The sequence below is a fragment of the Streptomyces sp. NPDC005803 genome (assembly GCF_040630435.1).
Taxonomy (GTDB): Bacteria; Actinomycetota; Actinomycetes; order Streptomycetales; family Streptomycetaceae; genus Streptomyces.
In genome coordinates this window covers 78,379-104,230 of record NZ_JBEXXO010000001.1, presented here as the reverse complement: position 1 = coordinate 104,230, position 25,852 = coordinate 78,379, and the positions used below count along the sequence as shown (strand labels likewise).

Below are 25,852 nucleotides of genomic sequence, written 5' to 3'. Positions count from 1 at the left end.
ACCGCACTGCCCGCCACCGGGCAGTCGGCGCCTCCGTACTGATACCGTCCCCGCAGGTCACGCCAGTTGGCCATGGCACAGGGACGGTTGGAGCAGCATGTCGGATTCTGCCGCGCGTGATCAGGACGCAGCCGAGACCGAGTCGGCGTTCTCGCATCCGGTGGTCGCCCCCGATGTCTCGGCCGCCTACGGCAGCCACCCGGACCAGGTGATCGACTTCTACGCCCCGCGCGACGGGCGCTCCGGCGCCCCCGTCGTGGTCGTCCTGCACGGCGGTGCGTGGCGGGCGCCGTACGACCGGCTCCACGTGTCGCCGTTCGCCGGCTTCCTGGCCCGGCGCGGCTTCGCCGTCGCCAGTGTCGAGTACCGGCGCGGCAGCGAGCTTCCGCAGCAGCGGGGCTCCGGCCCCGTCGCAGGCCGCTGGCCGGAGACCTTCGACGACGTCGCGGCGGCGATGGACGCGCTGCCGGAGCTGCTGGCGCTGCACATGCCCGCGGCGGACGCCCGGCGGATCGTGGTCACCGGGCACTCGGCGGGCGGGCAGCTGGCGCTCTGGGCCGCCGCCCGGCACGTCCTGCCGGAGGGCTCGCCGTGGCGCCTCCCGCGCGCGCCGGCGCTGCGCGGGGTGGTCGCGCTCGCGCCCATCGCCGACTTCGCGTCGGCCGTCGCTCTGGACGTGTGCTCCGGTGCGATCGGGCAGTTCCTGGGGCGCGCGGAGGACTTCGCCGAACGGAGCGCGCACGCCGACCCGGCGCTGCTGCTGCCCACCGGTATCGCGACGGTGGTGGTGCAGGGCACCACCGACCTGACCGTGCCGCAGGCCGTCTCGGAGGCGTTCGTCGACGCGGCGGCGAAGGAGGGCGAGACGGTGGGGCTGACGCTGCTGCCGGACGTCGGGCACTTCCCGCTGATCGATCCGGCGGCCGACGCGTGCGCCGTGGTCGCCGAGGAGATCGCCCAGCTGGCCTGGTAGGGCCGTGCCGTGGCGGCGCGGCGGACCCGGGTAGTACTTACGACGGACGGTTCAGGATCCGTATCGCTGCTGACGACCCGGGGCGACGCTCCCCCTACCGTGGAAGCGTGACCGAGACCAAGACCAGAAGCCCCGAGCTCCGGGTGGCCGCAGGGGCGATAGGCGGCCTGCGCCAGGACCTCATCCACGACGCGTTCGCCTACCGCCCGCTGCCGCCGATGCGGACCGACGGGGTGCTGACCCGCAGGCTGCCGGAGCGGCTCCGGGCGCGTGCCGAGTGGACTCCGCACGCGGTGGTCCTGGCGGCCGCGCTGCTCACGTTCATGGTGGGGTTCTCCGGCACCGGCAACGCCGGTGTCCTCCTGTCGGGGCTGCTGCCCGCCGCCTGCGTCGGAATGACGCTGGTCCGGCCGGTCGGGGCGTTCTGGATGTCGATGGCGCTCGTCCCGGTGAGCGTGGTCGTCGGTAGCGCCGACGGGCCGTGGGGGCCGAGCACCTTCTTCGCGCACCTGGTGGTGCTGGCCGTCGTCGCGGCGCGGACCGGACCGCGCACCGCGGCCTGGATGTGGGGCCTGACCGTGGCGTTCGGCACGGTCCTGGAGAACGCCGCCGGCTGGGACTCCGCGCCGTCCACCGCGGCCATGGCGGTGGCCTCCGCTTTCGCGCTGCTCCTGGTCACCGTGGTGCAGGTCCGCCGGGAGGCGGAGCGTGAGGTGACCGTGCAGCGCACCGTCACCGCTGTCGAACGCGACCGGCGCACCCTGCTGGAGGAGCGCACCACCATCGCCCGTGAGCTGCACGACGTGGTCGCCCACCACATGTCGGTCGTCGCCATCCAGGCCGAGGCCGCCCCCTACCGGGTGGAGAACCCGCCGCCCGAGCTGGAACAGGCCTTCGTGACGATCCGCGAGAACGCCGTCGCGGCCCTCACCGAACTGCGCCGCGTCCTCGGCGTCGTACGGGCCGAGGACTACGAGGCGCCGGACGCCCCGCAGCCCACCCTCGCCGAGCTGGACGGGCTCCTCGCCAACGTCGGGGAGGCCGGGCTGCTGACGGAGAAGACCGTGACGGGCGCGGTGCGCGAGCTGCCGCAGGGCGTCGAGCTGTCGGCCTACCGGATCATTCAGGAAGCCCTCAGCAACACCCTGCGGCACGCGCCGGGCGCCACCGCCAAGGTCGAGATCGGCTATGTGCTGGGCGGGCTCGGGCTGCGTGTCGTCAACGGTCCGCCGACCGGTCCGGTGAAGCCCTCGCCCGGCGCCGGACACGGGATCACGGGCATGCGGGAGCGGGTGGCGATGCTGAACGGTGAGATGACGGCCGAGACGACCACGGAAGGCGGCTACGAGGTCACCGCCTTCATCCCCGTGCAGGCCTCCCCGTCCGACACCCCCGCCGGGGAACAGGCATGACGGCCACGGCCGGCACACCGATCCGGGTGCTGATCGTCGACGACCAGATGATGGTCCGCGAGGGTTTCTCGGTGCTGCTCAACGCGATGCCGGGCATCGAGGTCGTCGGCGAGGCCGTCGACGGGCGCCAGGCCGTCGCCCAGGTCGCGGCGCTCCGTCCCGACGTGGTGCTGATGGACATCCGGATGCCGGAGCTCAACGGCATCGAGGCCACCCGTGAGATCGTCGCCGCCGACGCGGACGCGAAGGTTCTGGTACTCACCACCTTCGACCTCGACGAGTACGTCTACCAGGCGCTGCGCGCCGGGGCGTCCGGCTTCCTCCTCAAGGACGCCTCGGCCCGTCAGCTCGCCGACGGCGTACGGGTGGTGGCGTCCGGCGAGGCGCTCCTCGCGCCCACGGTCACCAGGCGCCTGATCACCGAGTTCTCCAAGCTCGCGGCGGCCCCGCGGCCACCGGCCCTCGCCCAGATCGGCGATCTCACGGAGCGCGAGACGGAGGTGCTCGTCCTGATCGCGCAGGGCCTGTCGAACGCGGAGATCGCCTCGCACCTGGTGGTCGCGGAGTCCACCATCAAGACCCATGTGAGCCGCATCCTGGTGAAACTGGGCCTGCGCGACCGCACCCAGGCAGCGGTCTTCGCCTACGAGGCCCGGCTGGTCACACCGTCGTGAGGCGGGCCCCTGCCGGGGCGGCGCCCGGCGGGGCGGGGCAGGGTGCGGGGTGTGTCGGGCCGCCCGGGTGTGGGCGGTGGGCCCCCTCGCGGCTGGGTGTGGGTGGCGGCCCTGCTCATGGCTTGGTGTGGGTCGTGGGGTTGCGTCGGGCCGGGTGAGGGCGGGCGTGGGTGGCGGGCCCGGTGTGGGTGTGGGTCTGCTCGCGGCTGGGTGGTGGGTGTGCGTCGGGCCGGCATGGGCGGGGTCTGCGCGGGCCCGGGCCCGGGAGGCGGGTCCGCGTCGGGACGCGCACGGCGGCGGGTTAGCGTCGGTGCATGGACCAGTCCCCGCGTTCCGACTCCGGTTCCGCCGCCCCCTTCGATCCGTGGTCGGCGGCGTTCGTCGCCGACCCGTACCCCGCCTATGCCGAACTGCGGGCCACCGGCCGGGCGCACTTCTTCGAGCCGACCGGTCAGTGGCTCGTCCCGCACTACGCCGACGTCTCGGCACTGCTGCGCGACCGGCGGCTGGGCCGGACGTATCTGCACCGGTTCACGCACGAGGAGTTCGGCCGGACACCGCCGCCCGCGGCGCACGAGCCGTTCGAGACGCTCAACGGGCAGGGGCTGCTGGACCTCGAACCGCCGGACCACACGCGGATCCGGGCGGCTTGTCTCCAAGGCGTTCACCCCGCGCACCGTCGAACAGCTCGTCCCGACCGTCCAGCGGCTGGCCGCCGGCCTCGTCGACGACTTCCTCGCGCAGGGCGGGGGCGATCTGCTCACGGCGGTCGCGGAGCCGCTACCGGTCGCGGTGATCGCCGAGATGCTCGGCATCCCGGAGTCCGACCGTGCGCCGCTGCGGCCCTGGTCCGCGGCGATCTGCGGCATGTTCGAGCTCAACCCGTCCGAGGAAACCGCCCGCGCCGCCGTCCGCGCCTCCCTCGACTTCTCCGCCTATCTGCGCGAGCTGATCGCTGCACGACGCCAACACCCGGGCGCGGATCTGATCTCCGCGCTCATCGCCGCGCATGACGAGGGCGAGCGGCTGACGGAGCAGCAGATGGTTTCCACCTGCGTGCTGTTGCTGAACGCGGGCCATGAGGCGACGGTCAACACCACCGTGAACGGCTGGTGGACGCTGCTGCGCCACCCGGAGCAGCTCGCCGCGCTGCGGACCGACCACGCCCTGCTGCCCACCGCGGTGGAGGAGCTGATGCGGTACGACACACCGTTGCAGATGTTCGAGCGCTGGGTGCTCGACGACATCGAGATCGACGGAACGGTCATTCCGCGCGGCTCGGAGCTGGCCCTGCTCTTCGGTTCGGCCAACCGCGACCCGGCCCGCTTCACCGCACCGGACACGCTGGACCTCTCCCGGCGGGAGAACCCGCACATCACTTTCGGCGCGGGCATCCACTTCTGTCTCGGTGCGCCACTGGCCCGGGCAGAACTCGCCGCGTCGTTCGGCGAGTTGCTGCGCCGTGCCCCCGGCATGCGGCTGGCCGCCGAACCGGAGTGGAACCCGGGTTACGTCATCAGGGGCGTGAAGGAACTGCTCGTCGAGCTCTGACCTCTGACCCGACGAGGAACGGGGGCGGGGCGGCCCCGCCGGTCGCTCCCAGGCGCTTCCAGGCGCTTCCGGGCGCGCCTGGGCCTCCGGTTACCTTGCCCCGCCCGACCCCCGCCGGGGTGGCGCTCAGTTCAGCATGTCGCGCCTCCGCAGCGTCGCCAGGCCGCCGGCTATCAGCGCCACCGCGGCCGCGGTGAGGACTGCTATCGGTGCCCAGTCCATGGCCGCCCCCGGGAGCTTGGGCAGGTGCGTGAACGGTGACACGTCCATCACCGGCTGGGGCAGGTCCAGGGCAGGGCCGATCCAGCCCAGTGCCAAGCAGAGACCGACCAGTCCCCACCCCGCCGCCGCGGCCTTCGGCAGCGCCCCGTACAGCAGGAACGTCACCCCGCCCAGCAGCCAGACGGCGGGTAGCTGTGCCAGCGAGGCGCCGAGCACGGCGGGGAGTTCGTGGCCGTAGCCCGCTGCCAGCCCGAGGCCGCCCACCGTCATGATCAGGGCCGCCCCTCCGAAGGCGATGAGCAGGTGGCCGGCGGCCCAGCCGGTCCGGCCGACCCCACCCGCGAGCACCGGTTCCGCCCGCCCGGCGGTCTCCTCGCCGTACAGCCGCAGCACCGAGGAGACGATGAACAGCGCCGCCACGGTGCCGAGCACGGACACCATCGAGGCGAGGAACGCGTCGGTCAGACCCGACTGTCCGCCCATCCGCTCGAAGATCTCCTTGGTCCTCTCGTTGTCCCCGACGAGATCGGCCGCTCCACCGGTCAGCCCGCCGAAGGCGACGCCCACCACCGCGAACGACACCGTCCACCCCAGGAGCGCACCACGCTGGAGACGCACCGCGAGACCGAAGGCGGTGGTGATCCGGCCCCGGGCCGGCCCGGGACGCGTCGCCAGGAAGCTCATGCCGACATCGCGGCGCCCGGTCAGCGCATAGGCCACGGCACACTGCACCGCCACGGCACCGGCCATCGCGAGGAGTACCCACCACCGCTCGCCCGCGTAGGCCCTGACGTTCTCCGCCCAGCCGAGGGGAGAGAGCCAGGTGAGGACCGACGAGCCGTCGTCCGCCGTCGAGTCGCCCGCCGCCTTCAGGACGAACGCGGCGCCTATCACCGCCGCAGTCAGCCCCTTCGCGAGCCGCGCGCTCTCGGTGAACTGGGCGGCGATCGCGGCGGTGCAGGCGAACAACGCACCCACTCCGGCGACGGCCGAGGCGAGCGCCACCGCCCCGGCTCCGCCCGCGCCCGCTCCGGCCATCCCCACCACGATCACCAGGCCCAGTGCGGCGTCGGCGACCAGGGCGGCGAGCAGCGCGGCGGTGAGGGGAGCCCGTCGCCCGACCATGGCGGAGGCGAGCATCTCCTGACGCCCGGTCTCCTCTTCCTCCCGGGTATGGCGCACGACGACGACCAGGCTCATCACCGCGGCCAGCGCGGCGCCGAAGGCGGTCATGCGCCAGCTGACGAGTCCGCCGACGGAGTCGCCGAACACCGGCCCGTACATCGCGCGCACCGAGCTGTTGCCGTTCATCGACGTCGCGAGCTCGGCGCGCTGTGCGGCCGTCCCGTACAGCGAGGCGATGGACTGTCCGACGGAGGAGAACGACCCGCCGAGCACGATCACCCAGACCGGCATGATGATCCGGTCGCGCCGCAGGGCGAGCCGCAGCAAGGTCCAGGTCCCCGCGAGCTGCCCGGTCCCGGCCCGGCGCCCCGCGCCGGCCGTCGCGGTTATGGTCAGGGCGGTCATCGCGCCGCCACCCCCGCGCCCTGCTCCGCGTCCGCCGCGTAGTGCCGCAGGAAGAGCTCCTCCAGGGTGGGCGGCGCACTGGTCAGCGACCGGACTCCGGACGCGGAGAGCGACTTGAGGACGGCGTCCAGCTGGTCCGTGTCGACCTGGAGCGAGACCTGCCTCCCCCGGACGTCGAGGTCGTGCACGCCGGGCAGGTGCGCCAGGCCTTCGGGGGCGGCCGTCAGCTCGGCGGTGATGTTCGTGCGCGCCAGATGGCGCATGCCCGCCAGCGAGCCGGTCTCCACCGTCCTGCCCTGCCGGATGATGCTGACCCGGTCGCAGAGCGACTCGACCTCGCTGAGGATGTGGCTGGAGAGCAGCACCGTCCGTCCCCGGTCGCGGGCTTCTCCGACGCAGCTCTGGAAGACCTCCTCCATCAGCGGGTCGAGTCCGCTGGTCGGCTCGTCCAGGATCAGCAGGTCCACATCGGAGGCGAACGCGGCGACCAGAGCCACTTTCTGCCGGTTGCCCTTCGAGTACGTCCGTCCCTTCTTCGTCGGATCGAGCTCGAACCGCTCGACGAGTTCCGCGCGCCGGGCGTCGTCGAGTCCGCCGCGCAGCCGCCCGTACAGATCGATCACCTCGCCGCCGGAGAGGTTGCGCCACAACGTCACGTCCCCCGGGACGTACGCCACTCTCCGGTGCAGCTCCACCGCATCGCGCCAGGGATCGCCGCCGAGCAGCTGGGCCGCGCCGGAATCGGCCCGCAGCAGGCCCAGCAGGACCCGGATGGTGGTGGATTTCCCCGACCCGTTCGGCCCGAGGAAGCCGTGGACCTCGCCGGACTCGACGGTCAGGTCCAGCCCGTCCAGCGCCTGTGTCCGGCCGAACGACTTGTGCAGTCCGGCCACGGTGATTGCCTTCGTCATGATTTTGAACGTACGCTACTTTCACAAACTTGTGAAGTTAAGGAAGTGTATAAACTCGGATGAGTGACAGCGACCGGGTTGCATGCCCGGGCCGCGTGCCGGACTGCATGCCGTGCCGCGCACGCCGGACCGCGTGCCAGGCCGCATGCCGGACCGCGTGCCGGGGTGCGCGGGGATGCACGGAGGACGAGGGGCCGATGGGCAGCGAGACCGCAGAAGGCGCGCGCGAAGGGCAGGGTGCCGTGCAGAGGGATGAACATCGCGACGAGCGGGATGAGCGGGACGCGGAGGCCGTCTCACGGTTCGTCGAGCGGTTCGCGTCCGAGATGACCGAGGCGGGGATGCAGCGGATGGCGTCCCGCGTCTTCGCCGCGCTGCTCGCCGACGACGACGCCTCCATGACCTCGGCCGAGCTCGCCCTCGCCCTGCAGATCAGCCCCGCCGCGGTGTCCGGTGCGATCAACTACCTCACCCAGGTCAGCATGGTCGGCCGGGAACGCGAGCCGGGCTCCCGCCGGGACCGCTACCGCCTGCACAACGAGGTCTGGTACACCACCTTCGCGGGCCGCGACCGGGTGCTCACCCGCTGGGAGCAGACCCTCAGGGACGGCGCGCGCACGCTGGGGGAGCACACGCCGGCGGGAGCCCGGATCGCCGAGACGGCGGCGTTCTTCGAGTTCGTGCAGTCGGAGCTGGGCGCCATGATGGACCGCTGGGAGGCCCACCGGAAGACCCTCGACCTGCCTACGGCCAAGGGCTCACGCGAGGCCTGACGGACCGCGCCCGCCGTGGCGGAACGGCGGGGCGGAACGGCGAGGTGGACGGCGGGGCGGAGCGGCGATGTGGACGGCGGGGCGGAACGACGAGGCCTGACGGGCCGCGTCCGCCGTGGCGGAGCGGTCCGCGCTACGCCTCGGCCACCGTCGGAAGCATCAGCCCCCAGGCCCCCGCCCGTACGGTCCACGTCCGGGTCCGCACCGGGCCGCCCACCTGTATGTCCGCCCGATAGCGGAAGTCCGCGCCGGAGACCGTGACGGCCTTCGCCCCGGTGGTCATCGGCTCACCGCCCGGTGCGTGGATCGTCACCTCGGCGATGCCGTCGTCGCCGCAGCCCGAGGTCACCGTCACCGACTCGACCGGGCGGCCCAGATCGCTCAGCACCACGCCGTCCGCCTCGACGCGCAGCCGGTGCGTGGCCGGTGGCACGTGCGACGTGGCGGGTGCCGGGCGTACCAGGGTGCGGACCAGGGAGCGGCAGGTGTCCCAGACCGCGGTGACGCCCGTGTGGGCCGGCTGGGTGCCCGGCGCGCCGCTGAGGGCGGGGATGCGCAGCGCGCCCAGGACGACGCCGTCGCTGTCGTCGACCAGCAGGTCCAGTCGGCGCACCGCACCGTCCAGCGCCGTGCGCGCCGCCGCCACCGCGCCCATCGGCACACCGAGCGAATGCGCGAGTTCCAGCGCCGCGGCCGCCCCGACCGGGACGAGCGAAAGGGCGCTCATGGCTGGTTCTCGCTCCCGATGGAGCAGCGTCACGGCACGCCGCAGCGCCCGGTCGTCGCCTATCACCACCGGCCTCCGGGCACCCCGCCGGGACAGGGCCCGGGCGAACTCCTCGGGGCCGTCCGGGAGGCAGAACTTGGCGTGCGAACCGGCGCTCAACACGTCTTTTGCGATCCGGACGGACTCGCCGTCCGTCCTGCGGGCGACCGGATCGATCACCACCAGCAGATGGGGCGCACCGTTACCGGGGGGCTGGGCAGCCGACACCTCGGTCCTTCCTCGGGTAGCATCTTGGTGCAAGAGCCCCTTGCGCTATTGCGCCAGGGGCTTCGTCTATTCCGGGGCACCCGGTTCGACGGTTCAGGCCTTGTCGTACAACGTCGTGCGGCATGTACGCGTTTACGTACGCCCCCTGACCTTGGACATGCCCCGCCCGGAAGGGGTGTACGCCTGTGCCCGCACTTGTGCTGCTCGGTGCTCAGTGGGGTGACGAGGGCAAGGGAAAGGCCACCGACCTCCTCGGTGGATCCGTGGACTATGTGGTGCGCTACCAAGGCGGCAACAATGCCGGCCACACGGTGGTCGTCGGTGACCAGAAGTACGCACTTCATCTCCTCCCCTCCGGAATCCTTTCACCGGGGTGTACCCCGGTCATCGGTAACGGTGTCGTCGTCGACCCGGCGGTCCTGCTCTCCGAGCTGAGTGGGCTGAACGACCGCGGCGTGGACACGTCCAAGCTGCTGATCAGCGGCAACGCTCATTTGATCACCCCGTACAACGTCACGGTCGACAAGGTGACGGAACGGTTCCTCGGCAAGCGCAAGATCGGTACGACCGGGCGCGGCATCGGCCCGACGTACGCGGACAAGATCAACCGGGTCGGCATCCGCGTCCAGGACCTCTACGACGAGTCGATCCTGGAGCAGAAGGTCGAGGCGGCCCTGGAGCAGAAGAACCAGCTTCTGGCCAAGGTCTTCAACCGGCGCGCCATCGAGGCCGGCAAGGTCGTCGAGGACATGCTCCAGTACGCGGAGCAGATCAAGCCGTACGTCGCCGACACGACGCTGATCCTGAACAACGCCATCGACGCGGGCAAGGTCGTCCTCTTCGAGGGCGGTCAGGGCACGCTGCTCGACGTCGACCACGGCACGTACCCCTTCGTCACCTCGTCGAACCCGACCGCGGGCGGCGCCTGCACCGGTTCCGGCGTGGGCCCGACGAAGATCAGCCGGGTCATCGGCATCCTCAAGGCGTACACCACCCGCGTCGGCGCCGGTCCGTTCCCCACGGAGCTGCTCGACGAGGACGGCGAGGCGCTGCGCAGGATCGGTGGCGAGCGCGGTGTCACCACCGGCCGTGACCGCCGCTGCGGCTGGTTCGACGCCCCGATCGCGCGGTACGCGACCCGGGTCAACGGCCTGACCGACTTCTTCCTCACCAAGCTCGACGTCCTCACCGGCTGGGAGCAGATCCCGGTCTGCGTGGCGTACGAGATCGACGGCCGGCGCGTCGAGGAGCTCCCGTACAACCAGACCGACTTCCACCACGCGAAGCCGATCTACGAGATGCTGCCGGGCTGGTCCGAGGACATCACGAAGGCCAAGACCTTCGGCGACCTGCCGAAGAACGCGCAGGCGTACGTGAAGGCGCTGGAGGAGATGTCCGGCGCCCCGATCTCCGCGATCGGTGTCGGCCCCGGCCGCACCGAGACGATTGAGATCAACTCGTTCCTGTAGGCAGCGGCTAGGCAGCGGCTAGGCAGCAGGTAGGTAGCAGACAGCCGGAAGTGCGCGCGGAAGGGCCGGGGTGGCGTTATCGCCCCGGCCCTCCCGCATGCCTCCCGCATGCCTCCCGCATGCCTCCCGCATGCCTCCCGCATGCCTCCCGCATGCCTCACTCCTGGCCGCCCGGCCGCCTGGCCGCCCTCAGTTTTCTCCGCAGATCCGCAGCCCCTCCGGGGTCGCGCACGGCAGGTGGCCGTGGGTGCGGATGACGTCCTGGCCGCTGCCCCGGCTGAGGTAGGCCAGGAAGCTGGAGACCAGCGAGTCGGCGGGCGGGCTGCCGTAGGTGTACGCGTACTCGATCTCGCGGTACGGGTAGCTGCTGGTGCCGATCGTGTCGACGGACGGGGCGGCGCCGTCGATGGTGATCTGGTGTGCCCCGGGCGGTTCGGTCCCCGTGCGCAGTTCGCTGTAGCCGATCGCGCCGTCGAGCCGGCCGACCTCGGCCAGGACCTGGTCGGTGGAGTCCAGTTCGCAACGGATGACCGGGGCCTGCGGGTCGTCCTTCGTGGCGCAGTCGCGGGAGGACTGGGCGGGTTCGTTGCGGCCCAGTACGCGGCGCTGGAAGACCTCGCGGGTGCCGGAGTTGGCGTCGCGGCTGACGAGGAGGACCGGCAGGTCGGGGCCGCCGAGCTGCTTCCAGTTGCGGATGTCGCCGCGGTAGATGCCGCGGATCGTGTCACGGGTGAGGTTGTTCAGCGGGACCGTGTCGTTGACGACGAGGCGGAAGAGCGAGACGGCGACGCGGTTCTCGCGCAGCTGCGGGAAGCCGCTCGGCTTCGGGCCGTCGGAGAGGGCGACGAGGGCGGGCGAGCCCGACTTCCCGGCCTGGCCGCCCCGTTCGGCCAGCTCCCTTATCCCGGCGGTGCTGCCGTGCGGGTCCACGGTGACGGTGGCTCCGTCGCACGCCTTGGCGTACTTCTCGGCCAGCTCCTCCAGGACGGGCTCGAAGGCGGTGGAGCCGGTCACGGTCAGTTCGCCGCGGGCGCAGCCGATCGGGGGCGGGGTGGCGTCCCGCACGAGGATGATGGAGGCCAGCGTGACGACGCAGACGGTCAGGGCCACGGTGATGAAACGGGCGGCCCGGCCGAACAGCGGGGGCTTCTCGTCCGGGCGGGCGGCGGTGTTCGTGCGGACCTCGCCGTCCCGGATGCCACCGGTGATGCGGATGGGGCTGCCCACGTGTGAACCCGTGAGCAGGACCAGGAGTTTGAAGTGCTCGCCCCGGTTGAGCGGGACGCGCGGCAGCCGGATGAGGGACCCGCTGTCGCGGAGTCCGGCGGACGGGGTGAAGTGGTCCATGAGGTGGTCGGCGCCGGGGGAGTGGGTGACGGCGATCCCGCGCACCCTGCGTTCGGTGAACTCGACGACCAGCCCGTGGAGCTGTTCGTCCGGGCCGGTGTAGTCGCCGCGGGCGATGGACTGTGAGCCGTCGTTCTCGATGCGCAGCAGGACGAGGGTGGCGTCGGCCATGGCCGGGGTCTCCCCGAAGAGGCCGAGCCGCACGTTGGCCCGCGCCTGCCCCGCGTCGCTGCCGATCGGCGTATCCATCTGCACGCGGTAGCCGATGCGTTTGCGTCGGGGCACGCGGCGCTCGTACCAGAGCACGCCCACGGAGGCGAGGACGCCCAGCACGGCGGTGAGCACGGCCACGATGTTCTCGGCGCTGAACCACTCCACGGTCCGCTCCCCTGGCTGTCGGACGGCTGTACGGGTGCGGGTCACCGTATGCACCCGGAGGCGGAGGCGAGGGCGGGTACCGGGTCCTGTCGCCAGGTGTTCGCCTCTCGTTCGGACAAGGGCGGTGACAGGTCCAGACCTTGACAGGTCCAGACCAATCGAGGTTGGGTGTCGGGATGTCCGGACGGCATGCCGGAGCCCGTTCGGGCCCCCTGTCGAAGGAGTGAGCAGCGCTGAACCGCATCAAGAGCCTTCTGACCGTCCTGAGTGCCGTCGTCGCGACGGCCGGCTTCCTGGCCGTTCCCGCGAGCGCCGCCCCGCCCACCCCGGCCGCCCCGGCCATCCTGGACGCCCCGGCCTCGTGCGCCCCCCTCTGGAACTCCTCGACCGCCTACTCGGCCGGCGGCACTGTCGCGCATCACGGCCGCAACTGGACGGCGAAGTGGTGGACACGCGACGAGAATCCGGGCGCCGCCACCGTCTGGGCCGACCGCGGGGCCTGCGTGGGCGGGGGCTCGGACTTCGTCATCAGCGAGGCGGAGTTCGACGCGATCTTCCCGGACCGCGCCCCCTTCTACACGTACCAGGGGCTGATCGACGCCCTGCACGCCTACCCGCGCTTCGCGAACACGGGAACCGAGGAGACCAGGAGCCGGGAGGCCGCGGCCTTCCTGACGCATGCCGACTTCGAATCGGTCGGCCTGCGGTACGTGAAGGAGATCAACGAGGCCAACTACTGGATCAAGTGCGACTACGGCCGGCCGTTCGGCTGTCCGGCCGGACAGTCCGCGTACTACGGGCGCGGCCCGATCATGTTCAGCTGGAACTTCAACTACAAGGCGGCCGGTGACGCGCTCGGCCTCGATCTGCTGAACGACCCGTGGCTGGTGGAACGCGATCCCTCGGTCGCCTGGCAGACCGCGCTCTGGTACTGGAACACCCAGAACGGCCCCGGCACCATGACCTCGCACGACGCCATGGTCGGCGGCGCGGGCTTCGGCGAGACGATCCGGTCGCTCAACGGGGCCCTGGAGTGCGACGGCGGCAACCCCGCCTCGGTGCGGGCGCGGGTGGCCGCGTACGAACGAATCACGGGCGTGATCGGCACGAACCCCGGCTCCAGGCTTACGTGTTGAGGAGTGTCGCCCTTGGTCTAGACCTTGACAGGTCCAGGCCAATAACGCTTGAGTGGCAGGACCCCCCATGGCGGCGCACCGATGAGCTCGGTGCGCCGCGCCGAAGGAGTGCTCGCATGATCAAACGCATCATGGGCCTGCTCGCCGCGCTGGGCGCGGTCGTCGCGATGGTCGTCGTCCTGCCCGCCACCACCGCCTCGGCGGCCACGTGTGCGGCTGCCTGGAACTCCTCAGCCGTCTACACGGGCGGTGGCGCCGCCTCGTACAACGGCCACAACTGGACCGCCAAGTGGTGGACCCAGAACGAAAGGCCCGGCAGTTCCGACGTCTGGGCCGACCAGGGCAGTTGCGGAAGCGGCGGCGGTACGGACCCGGGCGGCCCGGGTTCGTCCACCGGCTTCGTCGTCAGCGAGGCCCAGTTCAACCAGATGTTCCCGGGCCGCAATTCCTTCTACACGTACAGCGGTCTGACCGCCGCCCTGAGCGCCTACCCGGGCTTCGCCAACACCGGGAGCGACACGGTGAAGAAGCAGGAGGCGGCGGCCTTCCTGGCCAACGTCAGCCATGAAACGGGCGGTCTGGTGTACGTGGTCGAGCAGAACACGGCCAACTACCCGCACTACTGCGACACCAGTCAGTCCTACGGGTGCCCCGCGGGTCAGGCCGCGTACTACGGGCGCGGTCCGATCCAGCTCAGCTGGAACTTCAACTACAAGGCCGCCGGCGACGCGCTCGGCATCAACCTGCTCGCCAACCCCTACCTGGTCGAGCGGGACGCGTCCGTGGCCTGGAAGACCGGTCTCTGGTACTGGAACACCCAGAACGGCCCCGGCACCATGACGGCCCACAACGCCATGGTGAACGGCGCGGGCTTCGGCGAGACGATCCGCTCCATCAACGGCTCCCTGGAGTGCAACGGCGGCAACCCCGCGCAGGTCCAGAGCCGGATCGCCAAGTACCAGGCGTTCGTGCAGATCCTCGGCACCACGGCCGGATCGAACCTCGGCTGCTGACCGGCGGCACTGACCGGGAAGGGGGGTGTGTCAGGGGCGGCAGCCCTGACACACCCCCCTGTCCCTGTCCGGGTCATCCGCCGTCGGCGAGGTGCAGGGACCGGAACGCCAGCCACAGGTCGTAACGGGCGCTGGGCGTCCGCAGAAGTGAACGCCGGAGCACGGTCTCCAGCCGGGTGAGCCGCTTGCGCACCCCGGGCACGGAGAGGCCGAGCGCGGCGGCGGCCGGCGCGAGTTGGGCCTCGCACTCCAGCCAGGTGCGCAGGGTGGTGTACGGATCGGCGGGACCGTCGGCCGGCCCCGGGCCCCCGAGCGGCCGCAGCTGCTGCACGGCCCAGGAACGGACCGCGGCCGTGCGCAGGATGTCGTCCAGCGAGTGACCGAGGTCAGGGGAGTGCGCACCCTCCGGCGGGTTCACGGGCGTCGGGGCGTGCGCGGGCATCGTGGAGTGCACCGGCTCACGCGGGTGCGCGGACTCCGGCGAGTGCGCCGCCGTCGTCTCGGTGCGGCCGGGGCCGACACCGGTCCGCGACCGCACCGCCGGCCGGTGCGCGCTCCCCGCCCCGCCGCCGGCCGGCCCCGACGGCGGCCGGGGGAGGGCGGGTGTGGCACGGATGCGCAGCGCCAGGTCGACCGCCGACTGGTCGGCGAGCACGGCCAGGTCCAGACCCAGCAGCTCGCCGGTCAGCCGCAGCCGCGCGGCCAGGGTGTTGCGGTGGATCTTCAGGTGGTCGGTCGCGTGCGAGGAGAACGCCAGCCAGGAGGCGAGGGTCGCCGCGAGTTCCTGGCTGCCCGGGTCCTGGCCGCGCCGGGGTCGGTAGGCGTGCAGTGGTGCCAGCAGCGCGTCCGCCCACCGCGCGCCCTCGGCTCCGGCCACCAGCGCGAGTTCGGGAGCCGCGCCGAAGTGGGCGTGCCGTTGGGGCAGCCCGCGGGCCACGGCGAGCGCGTGGAACGCCTGGCGGTAGGCGGTCGCGGTGTCGGCCAGCGTCACGTCCTCGCTGATGCCGACGACGCAGTCGTCCACCGCCGACGCCACCCGAGGGCCGAGCCGCCCGTCCGCCTGCCCGGGTTTCGCGGGCACGACGAGGATCAGATGGCGTGCGTACACCGGGCAGCGCACGACCCAGGAGCGGCCGTCGGACAACTCCATGCAGACGCGGGCCACCGCGTCCCGGTCGCGGCCCGAGCACTCGACGACGCAGACCCGGACCGGGTCCGGCAGGCTCGGCTTCAGGGCGCCCGCCACCTGGTGGGCGATCGACAGCTGGCCGGTCATCAACAGGTGCAGCACCGCTTCCCTGCCGCGCGACTCCGCCAGGTCGACGCGCCGGCGCTTGCGCTCGACGGTCTCGGCCGCCCAGCACATGGCCAGCGGCAGGGCCGCGTCGGCGAGAAGCGTGGACAGCCCGTCGGGCAGCGGGCGCCGGCCGACCACGCCGAGCACCGGCGCGGGGGCGTCCGACGGCGCGTCCAGGGAGAACAGGAGCGCGGTGTGCGCCCCCTTGTCGAAGGCCGAGGAGTGGGCCCCGAGCGCGGTCAGCTCCTTGGCGCACGCGGCCGCGAGCGCAGCGGGTCCGCCGCCCGTGGAGTCAGGGGCTGCCCGGGCGACGCCGTACAGGACGGTGCCGTCGCGGCTCAGGAGCCCCGCCCAGCCGTCCGCACGCCCCGACAACCAGCGCAGCAGCTCTTGAGAGCCACCCGACCGGGCAAGGCCGTGCATCCGTATGACATCGTCCGCCCGCCCCCGCGCGTGCACTCCTGCGCCCCCGTCCGCCGCTCCTGCCGGAAACCGGCGTGCAGCGTATCGAGTGCGGCTGTGCGCACTGATACCTCCGCCCGGCCACACCGTGCGATCTGAAGCTTTCGTTCACCTACCCCGCGACCTACAGTCCGAACGCGGTTGCGGGCCTTTCGGGGGAGAGGTGCGGGGGACGACGGCATCGGCTCACGGGGGTGGCCGCTGTCGTCGCCGCAACCGCCACTGTCCTCAGCGTTGTCAGTGGTGACCCGTAGCGTCGGAGACCAGAGACGGTCGACGCACGGGGAGAGGTCACCACGATGGAGTTCCGGATCGAACGCGGCGAACTCGCGGACGCCGTGGCCTGGGCGGCCCGGGTGCTGCCGACGAGGTCACCCGTTCCTGTGCTGGGCGGCCTGCTGCTGGAGGCGGCGGACGGCCGGTTGCGCATCTCCGGCCTCGACTACGAGGCGTCCGCCCGCATCGAGGTGCCGGCCGAGACCGTACGGCCCGGCAGGGTGCTGGTCATGGGCCGCCGGCTGCTGGACGTGTGCCGGGTGCTGCCCGAGGGGGCGGTGGAGTGCGCGGTCGAGGGGTCCCGTTTCACGGTGACGGGCAGTGGCGCGGGATTCGGGCTGTCGGTCCTGCCGCTCGACGACTATCCGGCCCTGCCGCCGCTGCCCGAGGTGCTCGGGACGGTGGACGGCCAGGAGTTCGCGGAGGCCGTCGCCGACGTGTCGGTGGCCGCCGGCCGGGACGACACCCTGCCGACGCTCACCGGCATCCGGCTGGGGCTCGACGGGGACCGGATGACCCTGGCGGCCACGGACCGGTACCGCTTCGCGGTCCGACGTCTCGCCTGGAAGCCGGCTGCGGCGGACGTCGCGGCGGATGTCGTCGTCTCGGCTCGCCGGCTCACCGAGATCGCCCGCTCCTTCGGCCGCGGGGGCACCGTCCAGCTGGCCCTGGACAGCGGGTCGGCCGGTTTCGAGATGGACGGCATGCGCACCACCGTCCGGCTTCTGGACGGCAGACTGCCGCGCCACGACAAGCTGTTCACCCTGACCGACCCGGTCACGGCGGTGACCGGCCGCGAGCCGCTGGCCGAGGCCGTGAAGCGGGTCTCGGTGGTGGCCGACGGCGACAGCCCGCTCCAACTGGCCTTCGCCGACGGTTCGGTGCTCCTCCAGGCGGGTTACGAGGACGACGTGGCGTCCCAGCGGCTGCCCGCGGAGCTGTGGGGCCCCGGCGAGCTGACGGTGGCGTTCAACCCCTCCTACCTGATGGACGCGCTGGCCTCCTTCGACTCCCCGGTCGTCCGGTTCAGGATGATGGGCCCGGGGCAGCGCGCCATGCTCACCGGGCACCCGGACCGGGAAGACGCGGTGGGCCCGGCCGAGGGGGACCACCAGCACTTGCTCATGTCGGTCAAGCCGTTGGTGTGAGCGCGGGGTGCGGGGGCGGGGTGCAGGGGAGGGCGCGGGGGCGGGCCTGTGCCGGCGCCTTCGGCCCCGGCCCGCCCCGTCCGTTCCGGCCGGTGGGGGTCAGCCGGTCTTCGTGTACGTGAGCTTCTCGCCGGAGTCCGTGTTCACGCGGCTCAGGGTGCCGTCCGGGAGCAGGGTGAGCGTGGTGGCGCTGCCCGGGGTGCAGGACGTCATCGGTTCGCCCCGGGTCACCGTGGACGGGCCGAGACTGACCGGTTCGCCGTCGGAGGGCTCGGACGCGAGGTCCGCCTCAAAGACGCAGTGGTAGGTGCCGCCGGTGTCCAGCGGCCCCTCCGCGGTGAGGGTGAGGACGGCGTCGCCGACCTTGCCCTGCTGGATGACGAGTTCACGGGTGGAGTGGCCGGTGGCGTTGTCGATGCTGCCGGACCAGGTGCCCACGTAGGCCTCCGGGATGACGCCGTCGCCGTTCTGCTCCTGTCCCTCGTCGGTTGCGGGCGACGGGTCCGTGGAGCTGTCGGAGGAAGGGGAGCGGGAGGGGTCGTCCGCCGGGGAGGAGTCGGCCGAGTCGGTGGGGGAGGCCGTGGCGTTCGTGTCACGGTCGTTCATGAGGGCGTAGACGGACCCGCCGGCCCCGATCGCGACGAGCACCGCGATGACGACGAGCAAGACGGTCGAGCCCGCGCTGCGGCGCGTGGGCGCGGGGGCGGGCATCTGGGCGCCGGACGGGGACGTGGGGCCGAAGCCGGGCTGCTGCGGGTAGCCGTACGCGTAACCCTGAGGGGAGATGGGCTGCTGCTGGCCGGAGGGGTAGCTCTCGGGTGCTGGTTGCGGCGGATAGCCGTACCCGTCGCCCTGGTGGGGTGCGGGTTGCTGGGGATGGCCACCGGGGTGACCGGGATGGGGGTCCGGGTGCTGGGGATAGCCGTACGGGTAGGCCTGGTTGGGGTCCGGCTGCTGGGGCGCGCCGTACGGGTACGCCTGGTGGGGTGCGGGCTGTTGCGGGTAGCCGTACGCCTGCCCCGGATGCGGCTGGGCCGGCGGGTGCGGAGAGCCGTACGGACCGGAGGGCGTCCCGGGAGCGGGCGGTTCGGCCGGGGAGGGGGCGGGCGTGGGCGCGGGGGGCCCGACCAGGGTGGGGGCCGCGGGCGCGGTGCCGGCCGCGGGGTACTGCGGGGGGACGGGGGGCGTCGGCGGCGCCACCGGGGCGGGCGCGGACGTCGGCGCGGCGGGGGGCGGTGGTGTGTGCCCGGTGGCCGCGTCGCCGGGTGCCGCGTCCTGCGGCGGTACGGCGACAGGGGTCGCGTCGCCGGGTGCCGCGTCCTGCGGCGGTACGGCGACAGGGGTCGCGTCGTCCGGGACCGCATCGCGCGGGGTCGCATCGCTCGGCGCCGCAGCACCCGGCACGGCGTCACCCGGCATGGCGTCGGCCGGAACCGCGTCGGTCGGCGCCGCGTCATCCGGAGCCGCGTCGTCCGGGATCGCGTCCATCGGGTCCTCCGAGTCCAGCAAGCCGACGGCATGGCGGCCGAGTTGGGCGATGAGGGCACCCGGCAGCCAGGGCTCAGCGGCGTCGCCCTCGTCCAGCCGTTCCAGGATCTCGTCCGTCGACGGACGGGCGCCGGGGTCCTTGCGCAGGCAGTCCTGGACCAGTTCCACGAGATCGACCGGCACCCCCGTCAGGTCCGGGTCCTCCTGCGCGACCCGGAACATCAGCGCGTGCACCCCGCTGGTCGCGGCGCCGAACGGAAGCCGCCCGGTCGACGCGTACGCCAGTACCGACCCCAGACAGAACACGTCGCACGCGGTGGTCACGCGCTCGCCGCGCACCTGCTCGGGCGCCATGAAGCTGGGGGAGCCGACCAGAGCGCCGGTGCGGGTGAGGCCGCCGTCGACGATGGTGTCGAGCGCCCGGGCGATGCCGAAGTCGATGACGCGCGGGCCGTCGATCGTCAGCAGGATGTTGGACGGTTTGAGGTCGCGATGGATGAGGCCGGCGGCGTGGATGGCCCGCAGGGCGTGGGCGAGGCCGGCGCCCAGGATGTGGACCGAGCGGTCGGGCAGCGGTCCGTACGCCCCCGGGGCCGGACCGGCCGAAGTGCTCGCGCGCCCCGAGACGGTGGCCTGGAGGGAGGGGCCGGCGACGTAACCGGTGGCGACCCACGGCACGGCGGCCTCGGTGTCGGCGTCCAGCACGGGAGCGGTCCAGGTGGAGCCGACCCGGCGGGCGGCCCGCACCTCCTGCCTGAACCGGTCGCGGAACTCCTGCTGTTCGGCGAGTTCCTCACGGACCAGCTTGAGCGCGACCACGCGGCCGCGGTCCGAACGGGCCAGGTACACCTGGCCCATGCCGCCCGCGCCGAGCCGGCCCAGCAGGCGGTAGGCGCCGATGCGTTGCGGGTCGACGGACCCGAGCTTCTCCATGGTGTGCAGTCCTCCCCCGTACGACGACACGCCGGACGGGTCGAGAATAGCCGCGCGGGGCCGGCCGGGCGCGGGCCGGTGGGCGGGGGCCGTCAGCGCGGGGCGTGGGTCATGTCCCCGCGGCCCGGGAGCCGGGCCGGGCCGGGGCGTCGGACGGATCCGGGAGCCCGAGGGTCTCCATCGCCCGGGACAGGCGCTCCAGCACCCGTACCGTCTCCGTGAAGCCCTCGTCGCCCAACTCCCGTGCCAGCCGGGCCGCGAACGCCGCGTGTCCCGGACCGATCCGGGACATCGCGGTGCGGCCCTCCTGCGTGGGTCGGAGCAGTTTCGCGCGCCGGTGGGCCGGGTTGGGGGCGTACTGCGCGAGGCCCTTGTCCACCAGCAGGTCGGCGATGCGCTGCACGGCCTGCCGGGTGATGCCCATCGACCGGGCGATTCCGGCGACCGGCAGCGGCTCGCTGATCACCGCGCCGAGCACCTGCCACCACGCGGCGGTCAGCCCGGCCGGAGCGGCCAGCTTGTCCGCCACGGCGAGGAAGCGGCCGTTGAGGTGGAAGACCCCGAGGGCGGTCCGGCTCAGCCTGTCCTGGTCCGCGTGGCTCATCCCTGCAGCACCTCGTACGCGGACGCGTCCGAGTCGTGGAAGAGGCGGTACCAGGCGTCGAGCTTCTTCTCGTCGTACACCCCGAGGCGGCCGAAGACCTCGCGGGCGAACGCGACCGGTTCGGTCGGTCCCGCGGTGATCAGGTCGCGGCCGGTGACCGCATCGGCGTCGGTGTAGTGCGCGCCGCCCGCGTAGCCGGTGGCCGCCAGGTAGAAGGAGACAGCGCTCGTGTGCGCCCGGTCGTCGAGCAGCCCCTCGCGGGCCAGCCCCGCCGTCGCCCCGCAGATCGCGGCGACCGGCACACCCGCGTCCAGGAAGGCGCGCGCGGTGCGGGCGAAGGGGGCGAGTTCGTCGCCGGCGTCCCACTGCGTGGCGCCCGGCAGGACCAGCAGCGCGCTGTCCTCGGGGCGCAGCTCCGTGAGAGCCAGATCGGGGCGGACGGTCAGTCCTCCCATGCTCGTGACGGGCGTGGTGGTGAGGCCGACCGTCCGGACGGCGAAGCCGTTCCGGGTGAGGTGGGCGGTCGTGTGCCCGGTCTCCCAGTCGGCGAAGGTGTCGTACACGGCCAGGTGTGCGGTCCCGCGGGTCATGGCGGCCTCCTCGGCGAGCAGAACACTGATGACAACATGCTGTCATTTCGACAGCATGTTGTCAAAGGGCTGCTCGTGCACGCGTGTCCCGGCTCCCTGGTGGTACGGCTGCTCCCGCCGTGCCCCGCTGCGGCCTCCTGCGACTCCGCGTGGCCTTCCGCGCACCCCGGTACCACCCCCCGCACCGGGCAGTCCCGTCATGACCCGACACCCTGCCGATTCGCGCGCCCCACGCCATACAGGATGGCCATACCGGGGGCCTCCCACCGCCGCCTACGCTCGTCGCATGACCCCTCATCCCACGCCCGACTCCGCCGCCGGGGCGGCCGTGAAGGCCGCCGATCGCGCGCACGTGTTCCACTCCTGGTCCGCCCAGGGCCTGATCGACCCGCTCGCCGTCGCCGGCGCCGAGGGGGCGTACTTCTGGGACTACGACGGCAACCGCTACCTGGACTTCACCAGTGGCCTCGTCTACACCAACATCGGCTACCAGCACCCCACCGTCGTCGCCGCCATCCAGGAGCAGGCGGCGAAGATGACGACCTTCGCGCCGGCCTTCGCGATCGAGTCGCGCTCCGAGGCCGCACGCCTCATCGCCGAGCGCACCCCCGGCGACCTGGACAAGATCTTCTTCACCAACGGCGGCGCCGAGGCCGTCGAGAACGCCGTCCGGATGGCCCGGCTGCACACCGGCCGTACGAAGGTGCTGTCCGCCTACCGCTCGTACCACGGCGCCACCTCCACCGCGATCAACCTGACCGGCGACCCGCGCCGCTGGGCGTCCGACAACGGCTCGGCGGGCGTCGTCCGGTTCTGGGCCCCGTTCCTCTACCGCTCGCCGTTCTACGCGCAGACCGAGGCGGAGGAGTGCGCCCGCGCGCTCCAGCACCTGGAGGACACCCTCGCCTACGAGGGCCCGTCGACCATCGCCGCGATCATCCTGGAGACCATCCCGGGCACGGCCGGCATCATGACGCCGCCGCCCGGCTATCTCGCCGGTGTCCGCGAGATCTGCGACCGGTACGGCATCGTCTTCGTCCTCGACGAGGTCATGGCCGGCTTCGGGCGGACCGGCAAGTGGTTCGCCGCCGACCACTTCGGCGTGACGCCCGACCTGATGACCTTCGCCAAGGGCGTCAACTCCGGATACGTCCCGCTCGGCGGCGTCGCCATCTCCGCCGAGATCGCCGCCACCTTCGACACCCGCCCCTACCCGGGCGGCCTCACCTACTCCGGCCACCCGCTGGCCTGCGCCGCCGCCGTCGCCACCATCCACGTGATGGAGGACGAGAAGGTCATCGAGAACGCCGCCCACATCGGCGAGACGGTCCTCGGTCCCGGCCTGCGTGAACTCGCCGAGAACCACCCGTCGGTCGGGGAGGTCCGCGGCCTCGGCGCGTTCTGGGCGCTGGAGCTCGTCCGCAACAAGGAGACTCGCGAGCCGCTGGTCCCGTACAACGCGACGGGCGAGGCCAACGCGCCGATGGCCGCCTTCGGCGCCGCCGCGAAGAAGAACGGCCTGTGGCCCTTCATCAACATGAACCGCACGCACGCCGTTCCTGCCTGCAACGTCACCGAGGCCGAGGCCAAGGAGGGCCTGGCCGCGCTCGACGCAGCGCTGTCGGTGGCCGACCGGCACACCGCGTAACGCCGTCCGCGCGCGACGGCGCGCCGCCCCTCCCCTTCCCCCTCGTCTAAGGTGACCCGAGGCCGAAATGGGGAGGGGCGCCATGCGCGCGAGCGGAGCTGTCACCCGCAGTACGCTGCGGCAGCAGATCGCGGACGCGCTGCGCGACGAGGTGCTCGCCGGGCGTTTGCAGCCGGGACGGGAGTTCACCGTCAAACAGATCGCCGAGCAGTACGGCGTCTCCGCGACGCCCGTCCGCGAGGCGCTCTTCGACCTCTCCGCGCAGGGTCTGCTCGAATCCGACCAGCACCGCGGCTTCCGGGTCTACGAGTTCACCGTGCTGGATTACCGCGCGATCGTGGAGGCCCGCGCCCTGGTCATCAACGGCGTCATCCGGGACGTCTTCGCAGGGCCGCCCCCCGGACCGGTACAGCAGGCCGCCCACCGGGACGCGCTCGTCTCCGTACGCCGGAGGGCCGAGGAGGCCTCCCGGGCCGCCCGCGCCGGCGACCTGGACATCCTCATCGGCTACGACCTGCGCTTCTGGCGGGAACTGGGCGCTCTCGTCGGCAACAGCTACATCACCGACTTCCTCCACCGGCTGCGCGTCCAGGCCTGGGTGTTCGCGGTGCCGTACCTGCGGGGCGACGCCGACGTACGGGACTGGCTGTGGAACGGGCACCCCGACATCGTCGCCGCGATCAGCCACCGCGACCGCGACGCCCTGCTCAGAGCCGTCGAGGACTACAACAACCACGCCCTGAGCTGGGCGGACCGACTGGCGGCCGGAGACCCGGCCCACCCAGGCCACGCAGCCCGGCCGGAGGGACCGGACGGACCGGACGGACCGGACGAGCCGAACGGCCCCGCGGCCCGGTCGCGTACGAAGCCCTGACCGGCCCGGCCGGTCTCGACCGGCCCCCATCCCGCTCCTGACGTCCGGGCGAGCGGCCGAGCCGGCACGGGCCGGGCGAGCCGGTCATGAGAGGCCACTGTCCGCGACGTCCCGGCCGCATTACGCTGTTCCGACCATCGCACCACCGCACGCATCCCCGCATGAGAGCGAGACTTCGTGGCCTGTGACCTGTGGCTGGTCCCCCTCGTCGATGTGCTGTGCCACAGCCCCGACAACCCCTTCGCCGAAGAGATAGCCGTCTACGACAAAGCGCTCGGCGAGGCAGGGCTGCCGCCCGTGCCCGTCTACGCGTACATGCCCGGGCTGACCGGTGACGTGGCCCCGGTCGCGGGCTTCGACTACGACGCGCTGCACTTCCTGCGCCGCGCCCACCTCCTCCACCTCAGCGGCCTCGCCGTCACCCCGGTCGACGAACTGGGCGGGGACTACGAGCAGTTGCTGGAGATGTTCGAACCGACGGCCCAGCAGTCGCACCTGGTGTGGCACTACGACCACGCGGGCGCGTACGTCCCCCTGGACTTCCCCGTGCCGCTGTCCACCGACGCGCTGCTGGAGGGCGGCGGCCCGCTCGGCTCGGCACACGGACTGCTGCGGGAGCTGCAGTTCGTCGCCCCGTCCATCGGCATCGACCCGGCCAACCCTCCGCCCGCCCCGTTGCCGCCCGTCGCGCCCACCTCGCTGGAAGAACCCGCGGGGCCGATCCCGTACGACGACAGCCCGTTCGCCCGGGAGCGCCACGTCTGGCTCGGCCTGCACGCGGCGGCCACCCGCAGTCTCGCCCAGGGCTCGATGATCATCTTCAGCTGAGCGGCGTCCGGCGTCCGGCTGCCGCACCCCTGCAGCCGGCAGTCGGCGTCCGGCGCTCGGGGTCCGGCGGTCGGCGGCCTCGGATCGGGAAGCGTGCGCGTCAGGAGCGCGGGCGTCCGGCCCGAGGCCACCCGGCAGCCTCCCGCGTCCGCAGGCCCGACGCCCCCGCGGTGCTCACCGGTGGCCGGTCACCGCGGGGACTCCGGCGGCCGCTGCCGGGGCATGTTCGGCCGGCCCATCGACTGCAGCGGGAACCTCCCCTGCTGGGCCCCGGCCTCCGCGCGCCCGCCGCCCGAACCGCCGGAGATCAGCGCCTGCATCCCCATCGGCGCGGGACCGGCCCGGAACTCCACCATCCAGTCCGCGGTCTCCGACCGTACGAGCTCCGTGATGTCCTCCGAGAAGCGCCGCAGCACCCCCAGGCACCGTTCGGCCGCCTCGCTCGCCGTCCCCTCCGTCGGACCGAGCACCTCGCGCACGCACTCCGAGGCCCAGTCGAACTGGAGCGCCTGAAGCCTCCGCTGTACCGCCTGCGCCGTGGCGAGATTCCTTATCCAGCCCGACGTCAGGCCGAAGTACCGGTCGCACGCCATGCACGCGGCGCCCAGCAGCAGCGACAGATACCCCCAGCCGGCCGCGCCGTGCAGCGCCCCCGTCAGGTCCAGCAGCGGCAGCGCCGCGCCCGCGACCGCCCCGGCCGCGGTCCCCACCCGCAGCGCCCTGGCGCTGCGCCGCTTCCACACCCGGTCGCCCAGATACCAGTCGGCGGTGCGCAGCGCGTCGGCCTCGACCCATCGGTACAGCTCGTCGAGCCGCTGGGCGGGTTCGCCCCAGTCGCCGAGGGGGAAGGGGGCCCCGGTCAGGTCTCTGCCCTGCGCCTCCGGACTTCGAGCGCCGGAGCCCGCACCGGAAGAGACGGCCGGACCGGGCGCACCGGATTCGTTGCGGGGCGGCCCTTCGGGCTGCATCTCCGGCTGACTCACCGGGGTACTCCTCTGCATGCTGCATAGCGACGCGTGTTCTCGACCGCGTACTCGACGGTGGGCGGATCTCTGCTCTCTGGGCACTCGCTGCTCAGTGGCCTCGGTACGACCCGCAGACCCCGGACGTAACCTTGCGTGACGGGAGTTGCGCTGCGCGTACCGGGGCGTACCCCTTCCTACCGCCGAATGGTGGGCCGTGGGGTCGAAATCGCAGTATTCCTGGGTGCACAGGGCCTCTGGTCAGGTATAGGAGCCTCGCCACGGTTCGCTCGAACTCACTCGAAAGAGTTGCTCACCAGTGGGTGGGGCGAGCCGCCCGGGGAACACGTAGGCTCGGC

The 25,852-nt window shown here is 72.6% G+C and carries 20 protein-coding genes and 1 pseudogene; 12 read left to right on the top strand and 9 right to left on the bottom strand.

The features are described 5' to 3' along the window. Positions 1-97 precede the first annotated feature (97 nt). The 4 genes and pseudogenes from ABZ454_RS00450 (at position 98) to ABZ454_RS00435 (ending at position 4,610) form a co-directional block, all read left to right on the top strand. Positions 98-973, top strand: a complete 876-nt coding sequence (locus ABZ454_RS00450; RefSeq protein ID WP_359535228.1) for an alpha/beta hydrolase — start codon at positions 98-100, stop codon at positions 971-973. A 107-nt stretch (positions 974-1,080) separates the two neighbouring features. Beyond that, entirely contained in the window at positions 1,081-2,385 is a 1,305-nt protein-coding gene (locus ABZ454_RS00445; RefSeq protein ID WP_359535227.1) for a histidine kinase, read from the top strand. After that, complete coding sequence (locus tag ABZ454_RS00440; protein WP_359535226.1) at positions 2,382-3,059, top strand: response regulator transcription factor; 678 nt, start codon at positions 2,382-2,384, stop codon at positions 3,057-3,059. The genes ABZ454_RS00445 and ABZ454_RS00440 overlap by 4 nt, the downstream gene beginning before the upstream one ends. Positions 3,060-3,373: 314 nt before the next feature. Beyond that, a pseudogene (locus ABZ454_RS00435) lies at positions 3,374-4,610 on the top strand (cytochrome P450). Between the two features lie 126 nt (positions 4,611-4,736). Here ABZ454_RS00435 and ABZ454_RS00430 read toward each other — a convergent pair. Next, complete coding sequence (locus ABZ454_RS00430; RefSeq protein ID WP_359535224.1) at positions 4,737-6,362, bottom strand: ABC transporter permease; 1,626 nt, start codon at positions 6,360-6,362, stop codon at positions 4,737-4,739. Continuing rightward, on the bottom strand, positions 6,359-7,273 hold the full coding sequence (locus ABZ454_RS00425) for an ABC transporter ATP-binding protein (protein WP_359535222.1): 915 nt from the start codon (positions 7,271-7,273) through the stop codon (positions 6,359-6,361). Before ABZ454_RS00425 ends, ABZ454_RS00430 begins: the two co-directional genes overlap by 4 nt. A gap of 197 nt (positions 7,274-7,470) precedes the next feature. On the opposite strand from ABZ454_RS00425, the gene ABZ454_RS00420 reads away from it, so the two are divergent. Further along, positions 7,471-8,046, top strand: a complete 576-nt coding sequence (locus ABZ454_RS00420) for a MarR family transcriptional regulator (RefSeq protein WP_359535220.1) — start codon at positions 7,471-7,473, stop codon at positions 8,044-8,046. 133 nt (positions 8,047-8,179) lie between these two features. On the opposite strand, the gene ABZ454_RS00415 is transcribed toward ABZ454_RS00420, so the two are convergent. Then, positions 8,180-9,040 carry a diacylglycerol kinase gene (locus ABZ454_RS00415; RefSeq protein WP_356325535.1) on the bottom strand — a complete coding sequence of 287 codons (861 nt, stop codon included), beginning with the start codon at positions 9,038-9,040 and terminating at the stop codon, positions 8,180-8,182. Between the two features lie 185 nt (positions 9,041-9,225). Here ABZ454_RS00415 and ABZ454_RS00410 point away from each other — a divergent pair, with 185 nt between their 5' ends. Then, positions 9,226-10,509 (top strand): adenylosuccinate synthase, encoded by a 1,284-nt coding sequence (locus tag ABZ454_RS00410; RefSeq protein WP_356325533.1) that lies wholly within the window; start codon positions 9,226-9,228, stop codon positions 10,507-10,509. 189 nt (positions 10,510-10,698) lie between these two features. Here the strand turns inward: ABZ454_RS00410 and ABZ454_RS00405 are convergent, their stop codons facing one another. Further along, positions 10,699-12,234 (bottom strand): substrate-binding domain-containing protein, encoded by a 1,536-nt coding sequence (locus ABZ454_RS00405; protein ID WP_359535217.1) that lies wholly within the window; start codon positions 12,232-12,234, stop codon positions 10,699-10,701. 233 nt (positions 12,235-12,467) lie between these two features. Here ABZ454_RS00405 and ABZ454_RS00400 point away from each other — a divergent pair, with 233 nt between their 5' ends. Both ABZ454_RS00400 and ABZ454_RS00395 read left to right on the top strand, forming a co-directional pair. Further along, complete coding sequence (locus ABZ454_RS00400) at positions 12,468-13,370, top strand: glycoside hydrolase family 19 protein (RefSeq protein ID WP_359535733.1); 903 nt, start codon at positions 12,468-12,470, stop codon at positions 13,368-13,370. Positions 13,371-13,486: 116 nt separating this feature from the next. Further along, positions 13,487-14,383, top strand: a complete 897-nt coding sequence (locus ABZ454_RS00395; RefSeq protein ID WP_359535214.1) for a glycoside hydrolase family 19 protein — start codon at positions 13,487-13,489, stop codon at positions 14,381-14,383. 73 nt (positions 14,384-14,456) lie between these two features. On the opposite strand, the gene ABZ454_RS00390 is transcribed toward ABZ454_RS00395, so the two are convergent. Continuing rightward, positions 14,457-16,103 (bottom strand): helix-turn-helix domain-containing protein, encoded by a 1,647-nt coding sequence (locus tag ABZ454_RS00390; RefSeq protein WP_359535211.1) that lies wholly within the window; start codon positions 16,101-16,103, stop codon positions 14,457-14,459. Positions 16,104-16,441: 338 nt separating this feature from the next. Between ABZ454_RS00390 and dnaN the strand changes: the two genes are divergently transcribed. Next, the gene (dnaN, locus tag ABZ454_RS00385; protein ID WP_359535209.1) at positions 16,442-17,566 is read left to right on the top strand and encodes a DNA polymerase III subunit beta; all 1,125 of its coding nucleotides are present in this window, start codon (positions 16,442-16,444) and stop codon (positions 17,564-17,566) included. A gap of 99 nt (positions 17,567-17,665) precedes the next feature. On the opposite strand, the gene ABZ454_RS00380 is transcribed toward dnaN, so the two are convergent. The 3 genes from ABZ454_RS00380 to ABZ454_RS00370 all read right to left on the bottom strand — a co-directional run bounded on the left by ABZ454_RS00380 (position 17,666) and on the right by ABZ454_RS00370 (position 21,181). Further along, positions 17,666-19,987: a protein kinase gene (locus ABZ454_RS00380; protein WP_359535207.1), complete on the bottom strand. Its 2,322-nt coding sequence runs from the start codon at positions 19,985-19,987 to the stop codon at positions 17,666-17,668. Positions 19,988-20,096: 109 nt separating this feature from the next. Further along, positions 20,097-20,591: a MarR family winged helix-turn-helix transcriptional regulator gene (locus tag ABZ454_RS00375; RefSeq protein ID WP_359535205.1), complete on the bottom strand. Its 495-nt coding sequence runs from the start codon at positions 20,589-20,591 to the stop codon at positions 20,097-20,099. Beyond that, the gene (locus ABZ454_RS00370) at positions 20,588-21,181 is read right to left on the bottom strand and encodes a DJ-1/PfpI family protein (protein WP_359535203.1); all 594 of its coding nucleotides are present in this window, start codon (positions 21,179-21,181) and stop codon (positions 20,588-20,590) included. Before ABZ454_RS00370 ends, ABZ454_RS00375 begins: the two co-directional genes overlap by 4 nt. Positions 21,182-21,467: 286 nt before the next feature. Between ABZ454_RS00370 and ABZ454_RS00365 the strand changes: the two genes are divergently transcribed. The 3 genes from ABZ454_RS00365 to ABZ454_RS00355 all read left to right on the top strand — a co-directional run bounded on the left by ABZ454_RS00365 (position 21,468) and on the right by ABZ454_RS00355 (position 24,531). Next, entirely contained in the window at positions 21,468-22,829 is a 1,362-nt protein-coding gene (locus ABZ454_RS00365) for an aspartate aminotransferase family protein (protein ID WP_359535200.1), read from the top strand. An 82-nt stretch (positions 22,830-22,911) separates the two neighbouring features. Further along, positions 22,912-23,703, top strand: coding sequence for a GntR family transcriptional regulator (locus ABZ454_RS00360; protein WP_359535198.1), 792 nt, complete (start codon positions 22,912-22,914; stop codon positions 23,701-23,703). A 177-nt stretch (positions 23,704-23,880) separates the two neighbouring features. Continuing rightward, a complete protein-coding gene (locus tag ABZ454_RS00355) occupies positions 23,881-24,531 on the top strand; it encodes a hypothetical protein (RefSeq protein ID WP_356321480.1) in 651 nt (216 codons plus the stop codon). Positions 24,532-24,719: 188 nt separating this feature from the next. Here the strand turns inward: ABZ454_RS00355 and ABZ454_RS00350 are convergent, their stop codons facing one another. Then, positions 24,720-25,514, bottom strand: coding sequence for an SLATT domain-containing protein (locus tag ABZ454_RS00350; protein ID WP_356321478.1), 795 nt, complete (start codon positions 25,512-25,514; stop codon positions 24,720-24,722). Between the last annotated feature and the right edge of the window lie 338 nt (positions 25,515-25,852).